A 6,288-nucleotide genomic window follows, 5' to 3' on the forward strand; every position below is an offset into this window, starting at 1 on the left:
GGGATAGGTTCCGGTGTGGGTTCGGGGATAGGTTCGGGTGTGGGTTCGGGGATAGGTTCAGGGATAGGTTCGGGGATAGGTTCGGGTGTGGGTTCGGGGATAGGTTCGGGTGTGGGTTCGGGTGTGGGTTCAGGGATAGGTTCCGGTGTTGGCGTCGGTTCATTATCTGAATCTGGTAATGTAAAATCATCAGAATTCAGGGTATTACTGTTAACATTTTTGAGAATGGCGAGGAATTCATTTGTATTTTTATTTTGAATGATAGTATCACTGACAAACTCATCAGTACCTTGATAGATATTCAAATCATCAAAGGTGAGAAGATTGAGTAACCCTATTTCATCTTGTTCAATGTTGAAGTCGTTAATAATATCTGCTTCAATGAGACTAAATCCTCCAGTTCCTTCACCTAGATAAAATGTATCATTTCCGTCTCCCCCTGTAATTGTATCTGAACCGCGATCCCCAAGTAAAGTATCATTTCCTAAGTCACCAAATAGGATATCATCTCCTACTCCTCCGGCAACAAGATCGTCTTCTTTTCCTCCATAAAGAACATCATTTCCACTGTTTCCCAGTACCTCATCTGAACCGCGATCGCCAAATACAGTATCGTTGCCAATATCACCAAATAGGATATCATTATTTTGACCTCCGGTGAGTGTATCATCACCTTTTCCTGAATAAAGGGTATCGTTTCCTTTGTTTCCTAACAAGAAATCATTATCTTGATTTCCTCCTAAAACATCATCTCCACTTAAGCCAAAAATGGTATCGTTTCCGGCTAAACCAAATATCGTGTCATTTCCTTCGGTTCCTAAAATGTTATCTGATCCTAGACTGGGAACGAAAGAATTTAGATTCAATATTAAGTCTGTCTGATCAGAGGAAGGAATATTAACGGCGTTGAAAGTTTGTAAATTATTATTTGTCGGAAAACTATCAAGGCTGTTAATCGCTAAAGCCTCTGGATCATAGTTATTGATAATCATATAAAGTTGTCTCCGAAAAAAGAAATATTTTTGCTTCTAATTTCTTCTTCTAGAATTCATTAATCTATCCGGAGTTTTGAGGTTTTTTAAATTCAAACTAATTCAAGTTTTATTGATGTTTGTACTTACATAAAAACCGTATAGAAGATCATCAAAACCTGTGATTTTCCGTAAAATTAACGAGAACAAGATGTGATTTAAAATACTAAGACAAAAATATATTCCTCTCCGATCAATTTTGAAGATTTATAAACGGTTTTCATCTCTCATTGTTTCGAGAAGTGGGACATAGGAAAAATCCGGCTTCTGAAAACCACTCTAGTCAACGGTAATGTGAGAGTGCTTTCCATCTGATCACCTTTGTTTTAAAATAGATTAAGGTCAATAATCATAGGATAAAAATGTCATTTTTAGAAAGTAACAAACCGGAACCAGACGAAAATAGTTGGCAATATCAGTTAGATCGATTTGTTGAAAATCATCAGCAAGAGTTAGCCGCATTAGCTTGGGGATTTTATCAAGAACAAACTGAACATGACAATACATTAGGAATTGATCTCTTACCTACTCCTCATTTTATTTCTTGTTCGCGAGATGCTTTGGAAAAATTGAATAAAAGTGTGAATAATAAGCTGCAAGAAATTTTAGGGTTAGTAGATGGCTATCAACCTGAACAAGAAGTGTTAATGATTGGCTTTGCGAATAATGGTGTGAAACTGATCTATTTTGAACCTGAATTAACTCCCTGTGAATGTTTTCAAATGTTGGGTCAAAATATTTCAAGTTTATCAGAAAAACTAGAAGCAAAAATGATGTCAGAGATTCAAATCTAAATTCAAATTATTAATTTATTCGTTTAAATCCCAGTCTAAACAGAGAGAATCAACAGGCTCATTAGGATGAATAGCACAGTTAATTCCATTCTGACCATGATAATATAAACACACTTGGCAAGGTCGGATTTGATACAGTTCTTGCTGTAATTTTTTCCATTTATTTTCGGTAATTTCTAGCGTTTGACCTGCGAATAAATGATTGGGGTCAATTTCTAATGTTTGCTGAAAGGCATTTACAGCACTTTTGTAAAGCTTAATAATTTGATGTCCTGATGTTTGCAAAGCTGAAGTTCGACTTTCATAGAACTTAATCAGTTTTAGAGTTAAAATACCATAGCGAAACCAATCATCAGGCGAAACTTGATGAGTCGATTTTTTAGTTTTTAGTAATACTCGTTTAATCGTCTGTAGAAGTTCACAAGTTTTCCAAGGCTTACTGACATAGGCTTCGGCGTGTTTGATGCCTTCATAAATTGCTAGATGTTGTTCTTTTCCCGTGATGAAAACAACCGGAATATTCTGTGTTGTGGGGTTAGCTTTAATTAAACGACAAACTCGATAGCCATCAATTCGAGGCATAACAACATCTAACAAAATTAAATCTGGACAAGTAGCTTGCAGTTTATTTAAAGCATCTATTCCATCACAAGCTTGAATCACATTCATGCCATTCCAGACTAACTGGTAGGAAATACATTCTCGCTGACTGTGAGAATCTTCAACAATTAAAATGGTGTTCATGGGGTTCAAGGACAGGATAAAGACAGGCACAAAGGATCAACTCTTGTGATTAGTCTACCCAATTTGACCAATATTGTTGTCGCTAATTGTACAAATTTTACCTAAAACTTTAATCTAAAACATTTAGAGTCAATAGCAACCTAATTTGATTGTATAAAGTTTAAAATATATTGTGTAGTAAGTTGAGGTTGTTCTAAATGGGGGACATGACCACAGTTTTTAATCCAGATTAATTGAGAATTGACGATAGCTTGCTTAAATTTTTGGGCATCTGCTGTCCCTAAAATCCGATCATTTTCTCCCCATAAAATCAAAGTTTGCTGCTGAATCTTACTTAATATTTTCCGAAAAGATCCATATCCTCCACTTTTAGTAAAACTAATTAAAGCCCGATTCCACAACGGCATTTCTAAGTGTAACGCCGCACAAATTTGAGCATCACGAGAGGCAAAAGTTTTATCAAAATAAGCGGTTTCACTAATTCCTTGTCTGACTTTAGGGTTGCGTAAAAACTCGGCCGCTAAAGAATCAAATGGAGGAAAGATAAACTTCCCAAAAATAGGCCCTGCACTCATTCCGGCACTGCCAATTAAAACTAAGGATTGAACGGCTTCGGGATGATTTAAAGTAAAATTAATAGCAGCAGCACCGCCCATTGAAGTCCCCACTAATATCACAGGTTGCTGAATTAAACTCCGCCAAAAACCGTATAAATGAGTGCCAATTGCACGGGGACTAATCTGGACATTAACATCTCGTTCTGTAAACCCAAATCCTAATAAATCAACTGCCCAAGTCTCATTTTGAGGTGCTAATCTGGGTAATAATCGTCTAAACTCTAACACAGAACTATCAAAACCATGCAAGAGTAAAATGGGAGTTCCGCCCTGCCCTTGATGAACATAACTGGTGACAATCGGTTGTTTTCTCAAAGGCGTAGAAATAGGTTGATGTTCAATTTGCTTGGCGAGATTAATAGAAGTAGATTCAGTCAGTTTTTGGACTGTGGCTGGAAGAAAACTAGGAAACATAATCAAGTTTAAAGGATTAAATTAGCTGTTGGCTGAAATTAAGAGGCTAATTTTTGAAGCCTGTGATTAGAGCAATAATACCAAATGCTAGGATGATTATACCAGAAATTCGGTTAATAGCTTTGAGGATGCGATCGCTAAATTTTTCTCGGAATAGACTCACCCCGTTGGCTAACAATAACCACCAAGATAGCGATTTACCTTGTTTTATTAGGTTTTAACTATTTTTACTACATAAAGTAAGGCAAATGCAAGATTAGACGCTATAAAAAAAGTCATCAGGTGAGATGACCTTGAAAAAATAATGGTACAGCAGGCAGAAGACTACAGAGAAGGAAATTATTTTGATGCAGTTAAACTGAATTAACAGCTTAACTGCATAACAGGTTACTGATAGTGAGTGGGGAGTCGTCAACTCACTCGACTATCGAGAAGGCTTACATTTTACCCTTCTGCATAACTTCCTGAAGATGTCCACGAACTTCTTCAGCTTGCTTTATCTCTTGCTGTTGCAATTTTTTAAAGAGTTCGACACAAGCCTGAGAGTCAGTATTCTGGGCGTCTTGAATATAAGTGTTATAAATTTGAACCGCTTCGGACTTGTTCTTTAACCTCGCCAAGCAAATCTTATTCAAGGTCACTGACAGCCTTGGAGTTTCCAGTAGCAACCATAGAGTTAACCTCCATTCGCTAAGTTTTAACTCATTTTGACTTAATCTCGTTAATACTTCATCTATCGAAAAGCGTATATAGCAGTCCGTTCTCAGTTGTGTATAATATCTTATTGCAAAAGGCAAGAGGCAAGAGGCAAAAGGCAAGAGGGGAAGTGGTTTAAGACTTTTTATCCGCTTTTAGATTTCTCACAAATCATTTCTGATTGCTATAAATACCCGAACATAAATAAACAGCTTTGTATTAAGAAAGATTAACAAGCGCTGAAACCCTTTGCTGTTGCTTGTCTGTCGCCAGTCTCATCAGCAGCCCTGACCGTTAACTGGTATTTTGTCAGACTAAAATCAACTTTTTTGCTTAACGTTTAACGACTTGTCTAACTTGTTCGGTACTCAAATATTCAATTAAACTGAGGTTAAAAGGTTGACTATCAATTTGATTCACATAAGTCTGAGAAAGATAGGGAGAATACTCAGAATTACTGTTGAGATAACTCTCAAAAAAACTCAAGCTTAATAGTTTCAAATAAGGATAGGCTAGATTGGGATCGGGGCCGATTAATTTCGGGGGAACAGTTAAGCGTCCGCCACTTTCTCGCAAAAAAGAAAAATGAGTTCCTGGCTCAACTAAAACCAGATGTTTTCTAGAAGTTTTTAACCAACTATAGGGCTGAATTTGCTCTGTAACTGCGGGAGTAACATAATCTTTTGTTCCCCCAATGATCATAGTCGGAATGCGAATTTCACTCATTCCTTCCTCTCCAAAAATCAAACTGGTAAGAGGATTAATCGCAATTACAGCTTTAATTCGCGGATCTTCAAAATTTTTCTGCTGTGATGCCACTTCCAAAGAACGACATTGAAGTAATGTAGAAATATTTAAGGTAATTCGTCGATCTTCAGACTTTCGACACCCCTCAATTAACTGCTCACGATTCAGTTCAGCCCCCCCAACGGCGAGTGCTGTATAGCCTCCAAAAGACTGACCTAAAATCCCCACATTATTAAAATCAATTTTCCTTTTCCAGACTGGATTAGGTTTATATTTTGCTTCTAATTCATCGAGTAAAGAAGTAATCTTCCGATCTTCGATTGGCAAATACAGAAGGATTAGGAGGACGTTCAAACCCTTCAAAAAATCGAGCAAATGTGTTAGCACTGGTATCAATATGTTCCGGAACTGCGACTGCAAAACCATGAGAGGCTAAATGTTCAGCAATATAACTAAACGTTTGAGGATCGGAACCCAAACCATGAGAAATAACGATTAAAGGAACAGACTTTTTGACTTGAGGTAAATAAAGTCTCAAAGGTGAAGGCTGATCGCGATTAGGATTGCGAAAGGTCAATTCTTCTTCTGTCCAGGGAATTAAACCTTGTGTTCTGGGATCGGGTAAGTTAAAAGTATAGTTTTCATTAATTTGAGCCTGTTGTGCTTGCTGTTCAACTGATTGAATAACTAACTCATCTTCAACCAAAATCTGAAGAATATCTTCTAAGAGTTCTAAACTAAAATCTAAATCAACTCGAATACTTTCGCCGGGAAATTCTTCTAAAATACGCAAAATCGTTAAACCTTCAGGATGAGCTGAGGCTTGACCAATTGCTATTCTTAATGCTGCATAACCATTCTCATTTTTGTCTGTTTTCAACACTTTTCCGATCCGAGTCAACAGAACCCTTCCAGTGGGTGTATCAAGAAACTGTCCCACACTCCAAGGACTGGCTTCTAAAGGCGTTTGTAAAATTGTTCTGAGTTTCTGCCCATCTTTTAATTTCAGCAGTGTTCCATACAACGACAAGATGGGAGTAACTTTACCTTGTTTTGCAAACTGTTGAATTTCATCAATAGAAACGGAGGATTCCGCAGGGCCATAAGAAATGGTAATTTGTTCTGCACCTAAAGCAGGAATTGCAGTTAACACGCTAGAAACAATTCCTATATTCAGTGCAACTAAACGGGAATTGAGGCGAGATAACTTCGGTTGACGAGCAAAGAAAAGTTTGTGTAATCGGG

The 6,288-nt window shown here is 37.3% G+C and carries 7 protein-coding genes; 1 reads left to right on the forward strand and 6 read right to left on the reverse strand.

The genetic code is table 11. From position 1 onward, the window contains the following. A partial coding sequence (locus M595_RS30335; RefSeq protein WP_023069722.1) for a calcium-binding protein occupies positions 1 to 992 on the reverse strand: 992 nt, incomplete at its 3' end. A gap of 401 nt (positions 993 to 1,393) precedes the next feature. On the opposite strand from M595_RS30335, the gene ccmS reads away from it, so the two are divergent. Then, positions 1,394 to 1,825: a beta-carboxysome assembly chaperone CcmS gene (ccmS, locus tag M595_RS26720; protein WP_023069720.1), complete on the forward strand. Its 432-nt coding sequence runs from the start codon at positions 1,394 to 1,396 to the stop codon at positions 1,823 to 1,825. Between the two features lie 15 nt (positions 1,826 to 1,840). On the opposite strand, the gene M595_RS26725 is transcribed toward ccmS, so the two are convergent. From M595_RS26725 to M595_RS32585, 5 genes are all read right to left on the reverse strand, one after another. Further along, on the reverse strand, positions 1,841 to 2,569 hold the full coding sequence (locus M595_RS26725) for a response regulator (protein ID WP_023069717.1): 729 nt from the start codon (positions 2,567 to 2,569) through the stop codon (positions 1,841 to 1,843). A gap of 140 nt (positions 2,570 to 2,709) precedes the next feature. Then, the gene (locus tag M595_RS26730) at positions 2,710 to 3,600 is read right to left on the reverse strand and encodes an alpha/beta fold hydrolase (RefSeq protein WP_023069724.1); all 891 of its coding nucleotides are present in this window, start codon (positions 3,598 to 3,600) and stop codon (positions 2,710 to 2,712) included. A 437-nt stretch (positions 3,601 to 4,037) separates the two neighbouring features. After that, a complete protein-coding gene (locus tag M595_RS26735) occupies positions 4,038 to 4,235 on the reverse strand; it encodes a hypothetical protein (protein WP_238987148.1) in 198 nt (65 codons plus the stop codon). Between the two features lie 394 nt (positions 4,236 to 4,629). Beyond that, positions 4,630 to 5,370, reverse strand: coding sequence for an alpha/beta hydrolase family protein (locus M595_RS32580; RefSeq protein WP_023069719.1), 741 nt, complete (start codon positions 5,368 to 5,370; stop codon positions 4,630 to 4,632). Then, positions 5,330 to 6,288 (reverse strand): alpha/beta hydrolase (locus M595_RS32585; protein ID WP_023069723.1); only part of this gene is annotated, 959 nt, incomplete at its 5' end. The genes M595_RS32585 and M595_RS32580, both read right to left, overlap by 41 nt.

The sequence above is a fragment of the Lyngbya aestuarii BL J genome, assembly GCF_000478195.2.
In the GTDB taxonomy this organism is placed as follows: Bacteria; Cyanobacteriota; Cyanobacteriia; order Cyanobacteriales; family Microcoleaceae; genus Capilliphycus; species Capilliphycus aestuarii.